Genomic DNA, 18,957 nt, shown 5'->3' with positions numbered 1-18,957 from the left:
GACGACACCCGCTAGACTGGAACCACTGAGCAACCTTTAACACCGTCCTGTGAGGCGGAGAAGGGAGCGGCGGATGAGCACGCGCACCGTGCTGCAGCAAGCCGATATCTCGCGGGCACTGACCCGCATCGCCCACGAGATCCTGGAATCCAATCGTGGAGCGACCGATCTGGTCCTCCTGGGAATCCCCACTCGCGGCGTCGCCCTCTCCGAACGACTCGGCGCCCTCATCAGCGACATCTCGCAGCAGCCTGTCCCGGTCGGCGCGCTCGATGTCACCCTGTTCCGGGATGACCTCGCCAAGCACCCGACCCGCTCGCCGCGGCCGACCGAGATCCCGGCGGGCGGCATCGACGGGAAGACGGTCGTGCTCGTCGACGACGTGCTGTTCTCCGGCCGAAGCATCCGCGCGGCGCTGGACGCGATCCAGTCGATCGGCCGTCCGTCGGTCGTGCGACTCGCGATCCTCGTCGATCGCGGCCACCGCGAACTGCCGATCCGGCCGGACTTCGTCGGCAAGAACATCCCGTCGTCCCGCCAGGAGCGCGTGAACGTGCGCCTGTTCGAGTACGACGGCGCTGAAGAGGTGACGATCGAAGCATGAGGCACCTGCTCGACACCCAGACGCTCGACCGGGAGACGGCGCTGCGCATCCTCGATGTCGCCGAAGACATGTCGGACACGCAGTCGCGCGAGGTCAAGAAGCTCCCGACGCTGCGCGGCAAGACGGTCGTGAACCTCTTCTTCGAGGACTCGACCCGCACGCGCATCTCGTTCGAGGCAGCGGCCAAGCGCCTGTCGGCCGACGTCATCAACTTCGCTGCGAAGGGATCCAGCGTCTCGAAGGGCGAGAGCCTGAAGGACACGGCCCAGACGCTGCAGGCGATGGGCGCGGATGCCGTTGTCATCCGCCACGGGGCCTCCGGCGCCCCGCGGACGCTCGCCACGAGCGGCTGGATCAGCGCCGGCGTCGTGAATGCGGGCGATGGGACGCACGAGCACCCGACGCAGGCGCTGCTGGACGCCTTCACGATCCGCAAGCGCCGGTTCGGCGCCGACAGCCGCGGGCGCGATCTGTCCGGCATCCGCGTCGTGATCGTCGGCGACGTGCTGCATTCGCGGGTCGCGCGATCGAACGTCTGGCTGCTGACAACGCTCGGTGCCGAGGTCACGCTCGTGACCCCGCCGACCCTGATCCCGCAGAACGTCTCGCTCTGGCCGGTGCAGGTCCGGTACGACCTCGACGAGGCGCTGGCTGACGGCCCGGATGCCGTGATGATGCTGCGCATCCAGCTGGAGCGCATGAGTGCTGCGTATTTCCCCAGTGAGCGGGAGTATTCCCGACGCTGGGGGCTCGACGCAGTGCGCGCAGCAGGCCTCCCGGACGGTAGCATTGTGATGCACCCTGGCCCGATGAACCGGGGCCTGGAGATCTCCTCCGAGGCAGCCGATTCGCCTCGCTCCACCGTGCTGGAGCAGGTCACGAACGGCGTCTCGGTGCGAATGGCCGTGCTCTACCTGCTGCTGGCAGGAGAACGCGAAGACGAACGAGGGGAAGTGAAATGAGCCAGACCCTCGTCATCGAAGGCGTCCAGCTGCTCGGGCGCGACAGCGCCGACATCGTGATCGAGAACGGCGTCATCGCCGAGATCGGCTCCGGCCTCAGCCGCGCCGGTGCGCAGAAGGTCGATGCCGCCGGCCTCGTCGCGCTCCCCGGCCTGGTCGACCTGCACACGCATCTGCGCGAGCCGGGCTACGAGGCATCCGAGACGGTGCTCTCCGGAACCCGCGCCGCCGCCGCGGGCGGATTCACCGCGGTGTTCGCGATGCCCAACACGTCGCCGGTCGCCGACTCGGCCGGTGTCGTCGAGCAGGAACTCGCGCTCGGCGAAGCGGCGGGCTACGCCACCGTGCAGCCGATCGGCGCGGTGACGGTCGGGCAGAAGGGCGAACGCCTCGCCGAACTCGGTGCGATGGCCTCCTCCCGTGCCCAGGTGCGCGTGTTCAGCGACGACGGCTTCTGCGTCTGGGACTCGCTGATCATGCGCCGCGCGCTCGAGTACGTGAAGAGCTTCGGCGGCGTGATCGCGCAGCACGCGCAGGATCCCCGGCTGACCGAGGGCGCCCAGATGAACGAGGGCACCGTGTCGGCCGAGCTCGGTCTCGCCGGCTGGCCGGCCGTGGCCGAGGAGTCGATCATCGCGCGCGACGTCCTGCTCGCCGAGCACGTCGGATCCCGCCTGCACGTCTGCCACCTCTCCACCGCCGGCTCTGTCGACATCATCCGCTGGGCCAAGAAGCGCGGGATCGCGGTCACCGCTGAGGTCACTCCGCACCACCTTCTGCTGACCGACGAACTGGTGCGCGGCTACGACGCGCGCTACAAGGTCAACCCTCCGCTGCGCCGCGAAGAGGACGTCCTCGCCGTGCGCGAGGGGCTGGCCGACGGCACGATCGACATCGTCGCGACCGACCACGCACCGCACCCCAGTGAGAACAAGGCCTGCGAGTGGCAGGCGGCGGCCAACGGCATGGTGGGGCTTGAGAGCGCCCTGCGCGTCGTCCACCAGTCGATGGTCGAGACCGGACTGCTCGACTGGGCCGATGTCGCGCGGGTCATGAGCGCGAACCCGGCACGCATCGGCCGCCTGGACGGCTTCGGCACGCTCGAGGTCGGCGCGCCGGCCAACGTCACCGTGTACGACCCGTCCGTCCCCGGCGTGTTCACCGAAGCCGACCTGCACGGTCGGAGCACGAACTCGCCGTACCTCGGCCGCGAGCTGCCAGGACGCGTGCAGTGGACGATCCACCGCGGCCGCGCGACCGTCGCCGACGGCATCCTGGTCGAAGGGCTGAACGAGCGGAGCGCGTCGAAGTGACCAGGGAGCTCCTGTTCCTCGTCACCGGGCTCGTCGCGCTCGGCATCCTGCTGGCGATGTTCTTCGCCTGGCGTCGGCGCCTGCGCAGGGATGCCGGGCTGTCCGCTCCGCTCGGAGTTCCCGAGCACGCCGAGGTGCACGCCCGCTACGAAGTCCTGTACGTCTCGACGACCAGGCATGACGAGCCGCTCGAGCGCCTCACGATCTCGCCGCTCGCGTATCGCGCCCGCGGCGAGCTCGCGGTGACGGACCGCGGTGTCGCCCTGTGCCTGGACGGCGCACCGACCGTGTTCCTGAGCCGCAGCCGACTCCAGGCCGTCGACAGCGCGACCGTCACCATCGACCGGGTCGTCGAACCGGGCGGCTTGATCAAGATCGTGTGGGACGTCGCCGACGCCCACCCGGTCGACTCCTACCTCCGCGTCGCCACCGGCGACCCGGCGCACCTCATCTCCGAACTGCGGCCGCTCATCGCGGCCCCCAAGACGGGAGCCACCTCATGACTCACCTTCCCGAACCGGCCGTCCTCGTCCTCGAAGACGGATCACGCCACCGCGGCCGCGCATACGGCGCCCGGGGCACGACCCTCGGCGAGGTCGTCTTCGCCACCGGCATGTCCGGCTACCAGGAGACGCTCACCGATCCCTCCTACGCGGGCCAGATCGTTCTGCAGACCGCGCCGCACATCGGCAACACGGGCATGAACGATGAGGACACCGAGTCCCGTCGGATCTGGGTCGCCGGATACATCGTGCGCGACCCCTCGCGCGTCGTGTCGAACTGGCGCGCGAAGAGCTCGCTCGACGACACGCTCGAACGCGACGGCATCGTCGGCATCAGCGGCGTCGACACCCGCGCGATCACCCGCCACATTCGCTCCGCCGGTTCCATGCGCGGCGGTATCTTCTCGGGAGACGCCGCCGGCCTGGATGCAGAGGAGCAGCTGCGCATCGTGCAGGAGGCGCCGCAGATGGCCGGCCAGAACCTTTCCGCTCAGGTCTCGGTCGAGGTCGCAGAGGTGACGCCCGCAGTGGGGGAGCGCATCGGCAACCTCGCCGTTCTCGACCTCGGCGTCAAGCAGGCCACCCTCGACAACCTCGCCGCGCGGGGCTTCGACGTGCACGTGCTGCCGCAGTCGTCGACGTTCGCAGACATCCAGGCCATCGATCCGGTGGCGGTGTTCTACTCGAACGGTCCCGGTGACCCCGCAGCCTCCGATTCCCAGGTCGCCGTGCTCCGCGAGGTCCTCGACGCGAAGCTGCCCTACTTCGGCATCTGCTTCGGCAACCAGCTGTTCGGCCGTGCGCTCGGTCTCGGCACGTACAAGCTGCCGTTCGGACACCGCGGCATCAACCAGCCGGTGCGCGACAAGTCCACCGGCAAGGTGGAGATCACGGCCCACAACCACGGCTTCGCGGTCGACGCCCCCATCGAGGGCACGTTTGCGAGCCCCGCGGGCTACGGCACCGTCGAGGTCAGCCACGTGGGTCTCAACGACAACGTCGTGGAGGGCCTGCGCGCCCTCGACATCCCGGCCTTCTCGGTGCAGTACCACCCGGAGGCCGCGGCCGGACCGCACGACGCCAACTACCTCTTCGATCGCTTCCGCGACCTCGTCATCGCAACCAAGAAGGACTCCGAGTAATGCCCAAGCGCGACGACATCACCTCCGTCCTCGTCATCGGCTCCGGCCCGATCGTCATCGGTCAGGCCTGCGAGTTCGACTACTCCGGCACCCAGGCCTGCCGCGTGCTGCGCGAAGAGGGCGTCCGCGTCATCCTCGTCAACTCCAACCCGGCGACGATCATGACCGACCCCGACTTCGCGGACGCGACGTACATCGAGCCGATCACCCCCGAGGTGATCGAGACGATCATCGCCAAGGAGCGCCCGGATGCCATCTTGCCGACGCTCGGCGGCCAGACGGCCCTGAACGCCGCCATGGCCCTCGACGAGCGCGGCATCCTCGCCAAGTACGACGTCGAGCTGATCGGCGCGAAGGTCGACGCCATCAAGAAGGGCGAGGACCGCCAGATCTTCAAGCAGCTCGTCCTGGATGCCGGGGCGGATGTCGCGGCATCCGTCATCTGCCACACCATGGACGAGCTGATCGCCGGCGCGGAACAGCTCGGCTACCCGCTCGTCGTCCGCCCGAGCTTCACCATGGGCGGCCTCGGGTCAGGCTTCGCGTACGACGAGGCCGATCTGCGCCGCATCGGCGGCGCCGGCCTGCACGACTCGCCCACCAACGAGGTGCTCCTGGAGGAGTCCATCCTCGGTTGGAAGGAGTACGAGCTCGAGCTCATGCGCGACACGGCCGACAACACCGTTGTCGTCTGCTCGATCGAGAACGTCGACCCGGTCGGCGTGCACACCGGTGACTCCATCACGGTCGCCCCGGCGCTGACCCTCACCGACCGTGAGTACCAGAAGCTGCGCGACATCGGCATCGACATCATCCGCGCGGTCGGCGTGGACACCGGCGGCTGCAACATCCAGTTCGCGGTGGACCCGTCGAACGGGCGCATCATCGTCATCGAGATGAACCCGCGGGTGTCGCGCTCGAGCGCGCTGGCCTCGAAGGCCACCGGCTTCCCGATCGCGAAGCTGGCAGCCAAGCTGGCGCTCGGCTACCGCCTGGATGAGATCCCGAACGACATCACCGGTGTGACGCCCGCGAGCTTCGAGCCCACGCTCGACTACGTCGTCGTGAAGGTGCCGCGCTTCGCGTTCGAGAAGTTCCCTGCCGCCGACCCGACCCTCACGACGACCATGAAGTCGGTGGGCGAGGCGATGGCGATCGGCCGCAACTACGCCACGGCGCTGCAGAAGGCGCTCCGCTCGCTCGAGAAGCGCGGTTCCAGCTTCCACTGGGGCGCCGAGGACCGGAGCGTCGCGGAGCTCCTCGAGATCTCCCAGACCCCGACCGACGGTCGCATCGTCACCGTGCAGCAGGCGCTGCGCAAGGGTGCGACGGTCGAGCAGGCGTTCGAGGCCACCGCGATCGATCCCTGGTTCCTCGACCAGATCGTCCTGATCAACGAGGTCGCCGAGGTCGTGCGCACCGCGGCGGAGCTGGATGCCGAGACGCTCCGCTACGCCAAGGAGCACGGCTTCTCGGACGCGCAGATCGCTGAGCTCCGCGGCGACTCTGAGGCTGAGGTCCGCGGCGTCCGCCACGGTCTCGGCATCCGCCCGGTGTACAAGACGGTCGACACCTGCGCCGGCGAGTTCCCCGCCCTCACGCCGTACCACTACTCGAGCTACGACTTCGAGACCGAGGTGGCCCCGTCCGAGCGGACCAAGGTCGTCATCATCGGCTCCGGCCCGAACCGCATCGGCCAGGGCGTCGAGTTCGACTACTCGTGCGTGCACGCATCCTTCGCGCTGTCGGATGCCGGATACGAGACGATCATGGTCAACTGCAACCCCGAGACCGTCTCGACGGACTACGACACGAGTGACCGGCTCTACTTCGAGCCACTCACGCTCGAGGACGTTCTCGAGGTGCTGGATGCCGAGGCCGCCAGCGGCACCATTCTCGGCGTCGTGTGCCAGCTCGGCGGCCAGACCCCCCTGGGTCTCGCGAAGGGCATCGAGGCAGCCGGCTACACCGTGCTGGGCACGAGCCCCGCGGCGATCGACATCGCCGAGGAGCGCGAGCTGTTCTCGCAACTGCTGGACAACGCCGAGCTCGTGGCGCCACGCCACGGCACGGCCACCGACGCCGACGGCGCGGTCGTCATCGCCGAAGAGATCGGCTACCCGGTGCTGGTGCGTCCGAGCTTCGTGCTCGGCGGTCGCGGCATGGAGATCGTCTACGACACCGCGAGCCTCCGCGACTACTTCGTGCGCACCGCAGGCGAGGTCGTCATCGAGCAGGGCAAGCCGCTGCTGGTCGACCGCTTCCTCGATGACGCGATCGAGCTCGACGTCGATGCGCTGTACGACGGTCACGAGCTGTACGTCGGCGGCGTCATGGAGCACCTCGAGGAGGCCGGCATCCACTCCGGCGACTCGAGCTGCACCCTGCCGCCGGTGTCCCTCGGACGCAGCGACATCGATCGCGTGCGCAAGGCGACGCTCGCGATCGCCGAAGGCGTCGGCGTGCGCGGCCTGCTCAACGTGCAGTTCGCGATCAGTGCCGGCGTGCTCTACGTCATCGAGGCCAACCCTCGTGCAAGCCGCACGGTGCCGTTCGTCTCGAAGGCGCTGGGCATCCCGCTCGCCAAGGCGGCGAGCCGCATCATGGTCGGCGCGACGATCGACGAGCTGAAGAACGAGGGCATGCTGCCCGTCCAGGATGGCTCGCAGGTGCCGCTGGACGCACCGGTCGCCGTCAAGGAGGCTGTGCTGCCGTTCAAGCGCTTCCGCACCCGCGACGGACGAACCGTCGACTCCGTCCTGGGCCCTGAGATGCGCTCCACCGGCGAGGTCATGGGCATCGACAAGGACTTCCCGACCGCGTTCGCGAAGAGCCAGGCCGCGGCCTACGGCGGTCTGCCGACCTCTGGCACCGTGTTCATCTCGGTCGCCGATGCCGACAAGCGCGCCGTGATCCTGCCGGCGCACCGCCTCCACCAGCTCGGGTTCACGCTCGTCGCGACCGAGGGCACGGCCGAGATCCTCTCGCGCAACGGCATCCCGGTGACCGTCGTCGCGAAGTACAGCGAGACGCAGGACAGCGGAGGCCGCAACATCGTCGACCTGATCAACGACGGTGAGATCGACATCGTCGTGAACACCCCGTCCGGGGGAGCGGCGCGCGCAGACGGCTACGAGATCCGTGCCGCGGCGGTCGCCGCCGACAAGGCGCTGTTCACGACCATGGCAGTGCTGGGCGCCGCCGTCAGCGGAATGGATGCCGCGGACGAGGGCTTCGAGGTCAAGAGCCTGCAGGAGTATGCGATCGACAGGAAGAACGCGCTGTGACGACGAGCTTCGGAGAGCGCACCAGGGCGGCGCTGGCCCAGTACGGCCCGCTGTGCGTGGGGATCGACCCCCACGCCGCTCTGCTGGATGCCTGGGGCCTGCCGCAGAGCGGTGACGGCGTTCGCGAGTTCGGTCTCCGCGCGGTCGAGGCCGCGCGAGGCCGTGCCGGCGTCGTGAAGCCCCAGGTGTCGTTCTTCGAACGCTTCGGCTCTCCCGGCATCGCCGCTCTCGAGGACGTGCTCGCCGCCGCGCGCACGGCCGGTCTGCTCGTGATCGCGGACGCCAAGCGCGGCGACATCGGCACCACCATGGACGCCTATGCCGAAGCCTGGTTCACGCCGGGCTCGCCACTCGAGGCCGACGCGCTCACCGTCAACCCGTTCCTGGGCGTCGGTGCGCTGGACAGCACGTTCGCGCTGGCTGCTGCGCACGGCAAGGGCACGTTCGTGCTCGTCGCGACCAGCAATCCGGACGCGGCGCCTGTCCAGCGCTCGATCGACGCGGACGGACGCACCGTCTCCGCCGCCGTGATCGCGGCCGTGTCCGCGCGCAACGCCGCCGTGACGCCGACCGGCGAGTGGGGGAGCAACGGCTTCGTCATCGGGTCGACCGTCGACTGGGCGGATGCCGGTCTTTCCGCGTTCACCCCTGAGGCACCGATCCTCGGACCGGGATTCGGCGCTCAGGGGGCGGGTCCTGCAGACCTTCGCGCGCGCTACGGTGCGCAGGCCGAGCTCGTGCTGGCGAGCGAGAGCCGCAGCATCCTCTCCGCCGGTCCTGAGGGCGTCGCGGACGCGATCGACAGCGCGGCCGAGTCGTATCGGAGGGCGCTCCGTGACTGAGCAGCGCACCGTCCCCGACGTCGACCGCGTCGCCGCCGCACGCCGCGCGGTGGAACGACGCCGAGCGCGCGCCGCCCTCAAGCGCGACCTGACCACTCGGGTCGCGGCCCCGCAGCGGGTGCTGGAAGAAGCGATCGCCGACCCGGATTCCGTGCCCGGGTCGTTCCGGGTCACCGACTTCCTGATGGCGCTGCCGGCGATCGGCGTCGGCAAGAAGGACCGCGTTCTCGAAGAGCTGCACATCTCTCCCGTGAAGAGGCTCGGTGGGCTCGGCATCCGTCAGCGCGAAGTCCTCGCCGCCTGGCTCGACGAGCGCTTTCCCCCGCACACTCCGCGCGCAGGGCGCAGTCGTCTGCTCGTGCTCGCCGGCCCCACGGCGGTGGGCAAGGGCACGGTCGCCGCGCACATCCGCGAGGCGCATCCGGAGATCCATCTGTCGGTCTCGGCGACGACGAGGCCCGCTCGGCCCGGCGAGATCGACGGCGTGCACTACTACTTCGTCGACGATGCCGAATTCGATCGGCTGATCGCCGACGGCGAGCTGCTCGAGTACGCGGTCGTGCACAACAAGAGCCGCTACGGCACGCCGCGCGCTCCGATCGACGCCGCTCTGGCCGCAGGAAAGACCGTCCTGCTCGAGATCGATCTGCAGGGCGCGCGCCAGGTCAGGGCGGCCGAACCGTCCGCGACGCTGATCTTCCTGCTCCCGCCGTCCTGGGACGAACTCGTGCAACGGCTCGTCGGCCGCGGCACCGAGAACGAGGAGGAGCGCGCCAGACGACTGCGCACGGCGAAGGTGGAACTGGCCGCTCAGAGCGAGTTCGATTACCTCATCGTGAACGAGGATGTCTCCTCGGCGGCCCGCGAGGTCGTAGAATTGTCTGAGGCGACTGCGCGCTGACCGATATCGCGCGCCCGCCGATTCGACTTCGCGACGATCCCGTCGCCTGATCTGGAGGTCCCACCATGGCCGGACACCACACCAACGGAATCATCGACCCGCCCATCGACAACCTGCTCGACCGCGTCGAGTCGAAGTACGAGCTGGTCATCTACGCGTCCAAGCGTGCACGTCAGATCAACGACTACTACTCCGATCTGCACGAGGGCAACCTCTTCGACAACGTCGGCCCGCTCGTGGACTCGTCCGTCGAGGACAAGCCCCTCACGATCGCGCTCCACGAGATCAACGAGGACAAGCTGCGCATCCGTCACGCCGAGTAAGAGCGCGACAGCCTTCATGACCGCACTGCGTCTGTTCACGTCCGAATCCGTCACCGAGGGCCACCCCGACAAGATCTGCGACCAGATCTCGGACAGCATCCTCGACAGTCTGATCTCCCAGGACACCGGCTCCCGCGTCGCCGTCGAGACCCTCGTCACGACCGGCCTCGTCCACGTCGCCGGTGAGATCCGCACCGAGGCGTACGCCGACATCCCCACGATCGTCCGCGACGTCGTCAACGGGATCGGGTACACCTCGAGCGACACCGGCTTCGACGGCTCGTCGTGCGGTGTGAGCGTGTCCGTCGGGGAGCAGTCCAGTGACATCGCGCACGGCGTGGACCAGGCGCAGGAGCATCGAGACGGCAGCTCGACGGACGCGCGTGACGCGCTCGGCGCCGGCGATCAGGGCATCATGTTCGGCTTCGCGACCAACGAGACGCCGCAGCTCATGCCGATGGCCGGCTGGACGGCGCACCGGATCGCGGAGCGCCTCACCGAGGTCCGCCGGTCCGGGCTGCTGCCGTTCCTGCGCCCGGACGGCAAGACGCAGGTCACACTCGGCTACGACGGCTTCACGCCGAAGACGGTGGATGCCGTGGTCGTCTCGACCCAGCATCACCCCGACATCTCCCAGGAGGACCTGCAGTCGCAGGTCCGCGAGCACGTCATCGATCCCGTTCTCGCGTCGACCGGACTCGACATTCCGTCGGACCTCACGTACTACATCAACCCTGCCGGCCCGTTCGTCACGGGCGGGCCCAAGGGGGATGCCGGTCTCACCGGTCGCAAGATCATCATCGACACCTACGGCGGCGCCGCCCGTCACGGCGGTGGTGCGTTCAGCGGGAAGGACCCGTCCAAGGTCGACCGCTCCGGCGCCTATGCGATGCGCTGGGTCGCGAAGAACGCCGTCGCCGCCGGACTCGCGGATCGGATCGAGGTGCAGGTGGCGTACGCGATCGGCGTCGCGCGGCCGGTCGGCCTGTACGTCGAGACGTTCGGCACCGGCCGTGTCGCCGACGACGTGATCACGCGGGCGATCACCGAGGTGTTCGACCTGCGCCCGCAGGCCATCATCGAGGAGCTCGACCTGCTGCGCCCGATCTACGCGCAGACCGCCGCGTACGGGCACTTCGGTCGCGAGCTGCCCGACTTCACGTGGGAGCGGACAGACCGCGCCGAGCAGCTGCGCCGCGCCGCCGGCGTCTGAGGCACGTCCTGTCCACGCTCCCCGAGCCTGTCGAAGGGCGGCGCGTCGCGCGCGTTCTCCTGGACTCGCCGCTGCCGCAGCTGGACAGGCTGTTCGACTACGCGCTCCCCGAGCAGCTGGGGGAGGTCGTGCCGGGCATCAGGGTCAAGGTCCCGTTGCGGACCGCAGGGCGCGTCGTCGACGGGTACGTCGTCGAGATCGACGTCGAGAGCGACGCGGACCGCCCGCTGTCCGAGGTCGACAGCGTCGTCTCGTCGGTTCCCGTCCTGACCGATGCCGTATACCGGCTCGCGCGGCGCACCGCCGATCGCGCCGCCGGCTCGGCATCCGACATCCTGCGCCTGGTGATCCCGAAACGGCAGGTGCGGGTCGAGAAGGCCTGGACGGCGGATGCCGAGACACCGGTGCCCTCGCCGGAGGTGCTCGAGAGCGCGTCCGCCGTGATCGACCGCTACGACGGGCTCGGCGAAGTCCTCGACGACGCAGGGCGGGCCTCCGTCGAGGCGATCCCGGTTCTCGACCAGGGGCTCCCCGGCTGGACGGCTCTCGTCGCCGCGGCCGCCGTGCGCACGCTGGCCGCCGGGCGCTCCACCGTGGTCGTCGTCCCCGACCATCGGGACCTCGATCAGGCGATCACCGCGCTCGAGGCCTTCCTCCCGACTGAGGCGATCGTGCGCCACGATGCGCGTCAGTCGAATCCCGATCGCTACCGGGCGTTCCTGCGGACCCTCGAAGACGCGCCGTGCGTCGTGATCGGCAACCGCTCCGCGGTGTACTCGCCGGCGCGCGCAGGTCTCGTGATCGTCTGGGACGACGGCGATCCGCTGCTCTCCGAGCCGCTCGCCCCGTATGTGCACGCGCGAGACGCCGCGCTGCTGCGGCAGGAGCAGGAGGGCAGCGCGCTCCTCTTCGCCGGGCACACCCGCACCACCGATGTCGAGCGTCTCGTCCAGCTCGGCTGGCTCCAGGACGTCCGGGCGACGAGACGCGTGCTGCCGCGCGTGCAGCTGAGCACTCCGCAGGAGCTCGAACAGGGTGCGGCGCGCATGCCGTCCAGCGCGTTCCGGTCGGCTCGGGATGCCGCAGCGGAAGGGCCGGTCCTCGTCCAGGTGGCCCGCCCCGGATTCGCTCCGTCGCTGGTGTGCGCCGACTGCCGTCGCCCCGCCCGCTGCCCGCAGTGCGCCGGACCGCTCGGGGCCCGCAACCGCGGCGCCGTGCCGGTGTGCGGCTGGTGCGGCCGCGCGGCGCGGACCTGGACCTGCCCCGAGTGCTCATCCACGCGGCTGCGCCTGGCGTCGTCCGGCAGCGAGCGGACCGCCGATGAGCTCGGTCGCGCGTTCCCCGGCATCCGCGTCATCGTGGCGGACGGAACACATCCGATCACGCGCGTCGACGACAAGCCGAGCCTCGTCGTGGCGACTCGCGGAGCCGAACCACTCGCCGACGGCGGGTACCGCGCCGTGATCCTGCTCGACGGTGCACGGATGCTGCAGGCGCCGGATCTGCGGATCGGCGAGTCCTGCCTGCGCTGGTGGTCGAACGCGGCGGCACTGGCCGCTCCAGGCGCGCCCGTGCATCTCGTCGGCATCCAGGGACCGGCGGCCATGGCGCTGGCGACCTGGAATCATGCCGGCTACGCCCGCAGCGAGCTCGAGACACGCGCACCCCTGCACATGCCGCCGACCGTGCGCGTCGCCCAGGTCGAGGGCACCTCGGCATCGGTGCGGTCGGCGATCGAGGCCGTCCGCGCGCTCGGGCTCCCCGCCGAGGCGGTACTCGGTCCTGTACCGCTGGCCGACGAAGACGACGGGCGCGTGCGTGCGCTCATCCGCTTCGACTACGGCGCGGGGACTGCCGTCGCGACCACTCTGCGCGCGCAGACGATCGCCGATGGCGTGCAGCGCCGACGCGGCAAGGGACGGCCGACCAGGGCCTCTCTCGCACTGCGGCTCGATATCCTCGAACCTGAGATCTGATCCCACCGGAGAACCTTCATGCGCCTCGTCTTCGCCGGCACACCCGCTGTCGCCGTCCCCACCCTGCGGCTCCTGGCCGCCCGTCATGAGATCGCGGCGGTCGTCACCCGCCCTGATGCACCCCTGGGCCGGAAGCGGATTCTCACGCCGTCGCCGGTCGCCCTCGCGGCGGAGGAGCTCGGTCTGCCCGTCATCAAGGCCGCGCGGCTGGATGCCGAGGCGACCGAACGGATCGCCGCCGTGCAACCCGAGCTGGGCGTCATCGTCGCGTACGGCGGACTCGTCAGGGAACCGCTGCTCTCGACGCCTGTGCACGGCTGGATCAACCTGCATTTCTCGCTGCTTCCCGCCTGGCGCGGCGCCGCGCCGGTGCAACGCGCGCTGATCGCCGGCGACGCCGAACTCGGCGCGAGCGTCTTCCAGCTCGTCGAGGCGCTGGACGCCGGCGACGTCTACGCGGCACGCGTGTTCGACGTGCCCGCTGACGCCACGGCCGACATCGCACTCGAGACTCTGGCTGCGGCAGGTGCGCCGCTGACCGTCGAGGTGGTCGACGCGATCGCGGAGGGATCCGCTCAGGCGCAGCCGCAGACCGGCACGGTCACCCTGGCGGCCAAGCTGACGCTCGAGGACGGGCTGCTCGACTTCACGAAGCCGTTGGACGAGGTGTACGCGCGGTTCCGAGGTGTCACGGGCGAGCCAGGCGCGCACACGAGCGTCGACGGAGCGCGGCTGAAGATCCTGGCGGCCGAACCGGGCGACGACACCCCTCTCGCGCCCGGCGTCATGCACGGGACCAAGAACGCCGTGCTCATCGGAACCGCGACGTCGCCGCTCGCCGTCACGCGCGTGCAGCCGGCGGGCAAGGCCGCGATGGCGGCCGCCGACTGGTGGCGGGGCCGCCGAGAGGGCGAGGGCGCGGTGGCCGGATCATGAGCGGTCAGCAGCGTTCGTCCCGTCGTCCCTCCCGCCCCGGTGGCAATGCGCGTCCTGATCGCACCGTGCAGGCCGCTCGTCGTGTCGCATACGACGTGATCCGTGCCGTGAGCGAGTCCGACGCGTACGCCAATCTGCTGCTCCCAGGCGCGATCACCGACGCGGGGCTCTCCCCGCAGGATGCCGGGCTCGCGACCGAGCTCACCTACGGCACGCTGCGGCGGCGGGGCACCTATGACGCGATCATCTCGTCGGCCGCCGGCCGGGATGCCGCCGAGATCGATGCACCAGTGCTCGACGCGCTGCGCCTCGGCGCGCACCAGCTTCTCGCCACCCGCGTCGCCTCGCACGCGGCCGTCAACGAGTCGGTGAACCTCGCCGCCGCCCACAGCCGGGGCGCTGCCGGATTCGCCAACGCGGTGCTGCGGCGGATCGCGCGCGACACACCGGGGGAGTGGGACGAGAGGATCGCGGCCGGTGCGCGCTCCGACGATGAGCGCCTCGGGCTGCAGACCGCGCATCCGGTCTGGGTGATCCGAGCGCTGCGTCGCGCACTGACCGCTGAGGATCGCGCGGACGAACTCGAAGCGCTCCTGGAGTCCGACAACGTCTCGCCCGAGGTGACGCTGGCCGCACTCCCTGGCCTGGCCCAGCCCTCGGACCCGCGGCGCCCCTACGCCCCGACCGCCTTCGGCGCGCCAGGCGGCGACCCGCACCGCTATCTCGGAGATGCCGCAGGCGCGGTACGCGTGCAGGACGAAGGCTCTCAGCTCGTCGCCCTGGCTCTCACCGCGGTGACCCCGATCGACGAGGGCGAACGCTGGCTCGACCTGTGCGCCGGCCCGGGGGGCAAGACGGCCCTGCTCGCAGCGATCGCGCACATGCACGGCGCCCGGCTCGAGGCGAACGAGGTCATTCCGGCCCGTGCCGGCCTCGTGCGCAAGGCGCTCCGTCCGATCCCCGGCGACGTCCCGGTGCATGAGGAGGACGGTCGTGCTCTGGCCTCCGCCCGCCCAGGGGAGTTCGATCGGATCCTCGTCGACGCGCCCTGCACCGGCCTCGGCGCTCTCCGTCGCCGCCCGGAGGCGCGCTGGCGCAAGACGCCGGCGGACGTCGCCGATCTCACCGGGCTCCAGGCCGAGCTGCTCGACGCTGCGGCCGATGCGCTCCGTCCGGGCGGCATCGTCGCGTATGTGACGTGCTCACCGCATCTCGCCGAGACCACCGGTGTGGTGTCCGAGGTCCTGCGCGGCCGCACTGATCTCGTCGAGCTCGACGCGCGCGCCGTGATCGCGCAGCTGAGCCGCTCTCCGATCGACCTCGCCTCCGACGGCTCAGGCCGTGTCCAGCTGTGGCCGCATCGCCACGGCACCGACGCCATGTTCCTCGCGCTGCTCCAGCGCACCGAGAAGGGATCCCGATGACCACGCTGCCCGACGCACCGCGCATCAACCCCAGCATCCTCGCGGCCGACTTCGTGAACATGCAGGCCGAACTCGCCCGTATCGCGACAGCCGACTTCGTGCACGTCGACGTCATGGACAACCATTTCGTCCCCAACCTCACATTCGGCCCGCAGATGGTCGAGCGCATCCAGGCGACGAGTCCGGTGCCGCTCGATGTTCACCTGATGATCAGCGATCCCGATCTGTGGGCACCGGGGTACGCCGAGCTGGGCGCTGCGAGCGTGACATTCCACCTCGAGGCGGCGCACGAGCCGATCGCGCTCGCACGCCGGCTGCGCAGCATCGGTGCCCGCGCCGGCGTGGCCATCAAGCCGGGGACGTCGGGCGAGGCCCTCTACGAGATCCTCGACGAGTTCGATCAGATCCTCGTGATGACGGTCGAGCCCGGGTTCGGCGGCCAGGGCTTCATGCCCGAGACGATGCCGAAGCTGCGTGCACTCGCCGACGAGGCTCGGCGTCGCGGATCGAACGTCTGGTTCCAGGTGGACGGCGGAATCTCCGCTGCCACGATCGAGCAGGCGGCAGCGGCCGGGGCCGACACGTTCGTCGCCGGTTCCGCTGTGTACGGCGCCGAGAACGTCGAAGCGGCCGTCATCGGGCTGAGGGACCTCGCGCGAGCGGCTAGCCTGGGATCGTGAAGACTTTCGACGAGCTGTTCGCCGAGCTCCGTACCAAGGCAGAGACCCGTCCTGAAGGGTCTGGCACCGTCGCGGAGCTCGATGCCGGAGTGCACACCATCGGAAAGAAGATCGTCGAAGAGGCCGCCGAGGTCTGGATGGCCGCGGAGTACGAGTCCGACGATGCCGCTGCCGAGGAGATCTCGCAGCTGCTCTACCACCTGCAGGTCATGATGATCGCCAAGGGGCTGAGCCTCCAGGACGTGTACCGACATCTCTGATGCGCTCCGCCCTGTCGCTCTCCTGAACTGAAAGACCCCCATGCTGCGCATCGCTGTTCCCAACAAGGGTTCGCTGTCCGAAACGGCCGCTGAGATGCTCGCCGAGGCCGGTTACGCCGGTCGCCGCGACTCCAAGACCCTGCACGTCATCGACGCCGACAACGACGTCGAATTCTTCTTCCTCCGTCCGCGCGACATCGCGACCTACGTCGCCTCGGGCGCGCTGGACGTCGGCATCACCGGTCGCGACCTGCTGCGGGACGTTCCCCAGCAGGCGCGCGAGATCCAGGCGCTCGGCTTCGCGCACTCCACGTTCCGCTTCGCGGCGCCCCCAGGGGCGTTCTCGAGCATCGGGGATCTCGCCGGCGTCCGGGTCGCGTCCGCGTACCCGGGTCTCGTGGATGCCTATCTGCGCGAACACGGCGTCGAGGCCGAGCTCGTGCCGCTCGATGGTGCCGTCGAATCCGCCGTCCGGCTCGGAGTCGCGGATGCCATCGCCGACGTCGTGGAGACCGGGACGACGCTGCGCCAGGCAGGGCTCGAGATCTTCGGCCCCGTCATCATCGAGTCCGAGGCCGTGCTGATCAGCCGGCCGGGGGATGCCGATGGCACCGAGACCCTCCTGCGGCGTCTGCGCGGCGTGATCGTCGCGCGCCGGTACGTGCTGCTGGACTACGACCTGCCGGCCGACCTCGTCGACCAGGCCGTCGCCATCACCCCGGGTCGCGAATCGCCGACCATCTCGCCGCTGAAGGACCCCAGCTGGGTCGCGGTGCGCGTGATGATCCCGCGCAAGGGCGTCAACCAGGTGATGGATGCCCTCTATGCGCTGGGGGCGCGCGCGCTGCTGGTCACCGCGATCCACGCCGCGAGGCTCTGATGGCTCTCGCGAGCAGGGTCATCCCATGCCTCGACGTGGCCGCTGGTCGCGTCGTCAAGGGAGTGAACTTCGAGAACCTGCGCGACATGGGCGACCCGGTCGAACTCGCGGCGCACTACGCCGCGCAGGGTGCGGATGAGATCACCTTCCTGGATGTCACGGCCACCGTCGACGAGCGTGCAACAACCTACGACGTCGTGCAGCGCACCGCCGAGCAGGTCTTCGTTCCGCTGACGGTCGGCGGGGGAGTGCGCAGCGTCGACGACGTCGCGCGCCTGCTCTCCGTCGGAGCGGACAAGGTCGGCGTGAACTCCGCAGCGATCGCCCGCCCCGCCCTGCTCGGCGAGATCGCCGACCGCTTCGGTGCGCAGGTCCTCGTGCTCTCGCTCGACGTCAAGCGCGCGGCAGGCACCGAATCGGGCTTCGTCGTCACCACGCACGGCGGCCGCAGCGAGACCGCATTGGATGCGCTCGACTGGGCGCGCGAGGCGACCGAACGCGGCGCCGGCGAGCTGCTCGTGAACTCGATCGACGCCGACGGAACGCGCGACGGATTCGACCTCGAACTCGTGCGCCTCATGCGCGAGGTCGCATCGGTTCCGGTCATCGCCTCCGGCGGTGCGGGCAGGGCATCCGACTTCGCACCGGCGATCAAAGCCGGAGCGGATGCCGTCCTCGCAGCGAGCGTGTTCCACACCGGGGCGCTCACGGTGGGCGATGTCAAAGAGGCGCTGCGCGCCGAGGGGGTGCTGGTCCGGTGACTCGTATCGAGGAGCGCATCGCCCAGGTCGCGTTCAACGCCGACGGCCTCGCACCCGTCATCGTGCAGCAGTGGGACACGCTCGAAGTGCTCATGCTCGCGTGGATGGATGCCGAGGCGCTGCGGCGGACGCTCACGGAGGGCCGCGCGACCTACTGGTCCCGGTCGCGTCAGGAGTACTGGCGCAAGGGCGACACCTCCGGCAACACCCAGCTCGTCCACGGCGCGCGTCTGGACTGCGACGGCGACGCCATCCTGCTCCAGGTGCATCAGAACGGCCCGGCCTGCCACACCGGCACCCGCACGTGCTTCGACACGACCGATCTGGAGGCCGCTCCGGCGGCGGACGCATGACCGCAGCCGCACGCGGACGATCCATCGCCGTCCTCGGGTTCCTCGCCGCCGGGGGAATCGGGGTGCTTTCGGCGACGCAGACCTGGCTCATCGCCACGCGGCACGACGCTGCGGAGCCGATCCTCGTGACCGGTTCCCAGGCGCTTCCGCTGCTCACGCCGCTCAGCCTGGCTGTGCTGGCGCTGGCGGCGGTGCTCGCGATCGTCGGGCCGGTGCTGCGCTACATCCTGGCCGTGCTGGGCGCGTCGATCGCCGTACTGCTGGGCTGGTCCACCCTCGACCTGCTGCTGAACCATCCGCTGAGCGCCGTGGCCGCCACCGTCACCGAGGTGACGGGACTCGCCGGCGACGCCGGCATCGCAGACCTGGTCGACTCCGTGCAGACGACCGCCTGGCCGTCCGTGGCGCTGGTCGGGTGGGTGCTGCTGCTCGCCGCCGCCGTGTTCGCGATCGTGACCGCGCGCCAATGGAAGGCGGGCGGCAAGCGCTTTCGCACTGATGCGGAGGCGAGCCCGGCATCCGGCCCCGTCGACGCGATCGATTCCTGGGACGAGCTGTCCCGCGGAACCGACCCGACGCGCTGAGCCGATAGACTGA

At 70.0% G+C, this 18,957-nt stretch carries 19 protein-coding genes; all 19 read left to right on the top strand.

From position 1 onward, the window contains the following. Positions 1–73 precede the first annotated feature (73 nt). Complete coding sequence (gene pyrR / locus ACWAT3_RS01920; protein WP_460795431.1) at positions 74–604, top strand: bifunctional pyr operon transcriptional regulator/uracil phosphoribosyltransferase PyrR; 531 nt, start codon at positions 74–76, stop codon at positions 602–604. Continuing rightward, a complete protein-coding gene (locus ACWAT3_RS01915) occupies positions 601–1,566 on the top strand; it encodes an aspartate carbamoyltransferase catalytic subunit (protein ID WP_460795429.1) in 966 nt (321 codons plus the stop codon). Before pyrR ends, ACWAT3_RS01915 begins: the two co-directional genes overlap by 4 nt. Beyond that, positions 1,563–2,879: a dihydroorotase gene (locus ACWAT3_RS01910; RefSeq protein ID WP_460795427.1), complete on the top strand. Its 1,317-nt coding sequence runs from the start codon at positions 1,563–1,565 to the stop codon at positions 2,877–2,879. The genes ACWAT3_RS01915 and ACWAT3_RS01910 overlap by 4 nt, the downstream gene beginning before the upstream one ends. Then, on the top strand, positions 2,876–3,382 hold the full coding sequence (locus ACWAT3_RS01905; protein WP_460795426.1) for a PH-like domain-containing protein: 507 nt from the start codon (positions 2,876–2,878) through the stop codon (positions 3,380–3,382). The genes ACWAT3_RS01910 and ACWAT3_RS01905 overlap by 4 nt, the downstream gene beginning before the upstream one ends. Next, on the top strand, positions 3,379–4,524 hold the full coding sequence (gene carA, locus ACWAT3_RS01900) for a glutamine-hydrolyzing carbamoyl-phosphate synthase small subunit (RefSeq protein WP_460795424.1): 1,146 nt from the start codon (positions 3,379–3,381) through the stop codon (positions 4,522–4,524). The genes ACWAT3_RS01905 and carA overlap by 4 nt, the downstream gene beginning before the upstream one ends. Further along, a complete protein-coding gene (gene carB, locus ACWAT3_RS01895) occupies positions 4,524–7,811 on the top strand; it encodes a carbamoyl-phosphate synthase large subunit (protein WP_460795422.1) in 3,288 nt (1,095 codons plus the stop codon). Before carA ends, carB begins: the two co-directional genes overlap by 1 nt. Beyond that, the gene (gene pyrF, locus ACWAT3_RS01890; protein ID WP_460795420.1) at positions 7,808–8,653 is read left to right on the top strand and encodes an orotidine-5'-phosphate decarboxylase; all 846 of its coding nucleotides are present in this window, start codon (positions 7,808–7,810) and stop codon (positions 8,651–8,653) included. Before carB ends, pyrF begins: the two co-directional genes overlap by 4 nt. Continuing rightward, a complete protein-coding gene (gmk, locus tag ACWAT3_RS01885; protein ID WP_460795418.1) occupies positions 8,646–9,554 on the top strand; it encodes a guanylate kinase in 909 nt (302 codons plus the stop codon). The genes pyrF and gmk overlap by 8 nt, the downstream gene beginning before the upstream one ends. Before the next feature lie 65 nt (positions 9,555–9,619). Then, positions 9,620–9,877: a DNA-directed RNA polymerase subunit omega gene (rpoZ, locus tag ACWAT3_RS01880; RefSeq protein ID WP_120228631.1), complete on the top strand. Its 258-nt coding sequence runs from the start codon at positions 9,620–9,622 to the stop codon at positions 9,875–9,877. Positions 9,878–9,893: 16 nt separating this feature from the next. Beyond that, on the top strand, positions 9,894–11,090 hold the full coding sequence (gene metK, locus ACWAT3_RS01875) for a methionine adenosyltransferase (RefSeq protein WP_460795416.1): 1,197 nt from the start codon (positions 9,894–9,896) through the stop codon (positions 11,088–11,090). Positions 11,091–11,098: 8 nt separating this feature from the next. Beyond that, positions 11,099–13,066, top strand: a complete 1,968-nt coding sequence (locus ACWAT3_RS01870) for a primosomal protein N' family DNA-binding protein (protein ID WP_460795861.1) — start codon at positions 11,099–11,101, stop codon at positions 13,064–13,066. Between the two features lie 18 nt (positions 13,067–13,084). Beyond that, positions 13,085–14,002 (top strand): methionyl-tRNA formyltransferase, encoded by a 918-nt coding sequence (locus ACWAT3_RS01865; protein ID WP_460795415.1) that lies wholly within the window; start codon positions 13,085–13,087, stop codon positions 14,000–14,002. Continuing rightward, positions 13,999–15,426: an RsmB/NOP family class I SAM-dependent RNA methyltransferase gene (locus ACWAT3_RS01860; RefSeq protein WP_460795413.1), complete on the top strand. Its 1,428-nt coding sequence runs from the start codon at positions 13,999–14,001 to the stop codon at positions 15,424–15,426. The genes ACWAT3_RS01865 and ACWAT3_RS01860 overlap by 4 nt, the downstream gene beginning before the upstream one ends. Beyond that, complete coding sequence (gene rpe, locus ACWAT3_RS01855) at positions 15,423–16,106, top strand: ribulose-phosphate 3-epimerase (protein ID WP_460795411.1); 684 nt, start codon at positions 15,423–15,425, stop codon at positions 16,104–16,106. The genes ACWAT3_RS01860 and rpe overlap by 4 nt, the downstream gene beginning before the upstream one ends. Continuing rightward, entirely contained in the window at positions 16,103–16,366 is a 264-nt protein-coding gene (locus ACWAT3_RS01850; protein WP_460795409.1) for a phosphoribosyl-ATP diphosphatase, read from the top strand. The genes rpe and ACWAT3_RS01850 overlap by 4 nt, the downstream gene beginning before the upstream one ends. A 40-nt stretch (positions 16,367–16,406) precedes the next feature. Beyond that, on the top strand, positions 16,407–17,246 hold the full coding sequence (gene hisG, locus ACWAT3_RS01845; RefSeq protein ID WP_460795407.1) for an ATP phosphoribosyltransferase: 840 nt from the start codon (positions 16,407–16,409) through the stop codon (positions 17,244–17,246). After that, entirely contained in the window at positions 17,246–18,007 is a 762-nt protein-coding gene (hisF, locus tag ACWAT3_RS01840; RefSeq protein WP_460795405.1) for an imidazole glycerol phosphate synthase subunit HisF, read from the top strand. The genes hisG and hisF overlap by 1 nt, the downstream gene beginning before the upstream one ends. Then, positions 18,004–18,360, top strand: a complete 357-nt coding sequence (hisI, locus tag ACWAT3_RS01835; protein ID WP_460795403.1) for a phosphoribosyl-AMP cyclohydrolase — start codon at positions 18,004–18,006, stop codon at positions 18,358–18,360. The genes hisF and hisI overlap by 4 nt, the downstream gene beginning before the upstream one ends. Next, entirely contained in the window at positions 18,357–18,944 is a 588-nt protein-coding gene (locus ACWAT3_RS01830; protein WP_460795401.1) for a Trp biosynthesis-associated membrane protein, read from the top strand. The genes hisI and ACWAT3_RS01830 overlap by 4 nt, the downstream gene beginning before the upstream one ends. Positions 18,945–18,957: the final 13 nt, after the last annotated feature.

Source organism: Microbacterium sp. GXF0217 (assembly GCF_054798195.1).
This window is presented reverse-complemented; position numbering and strand designations above follow the sequence as displayed.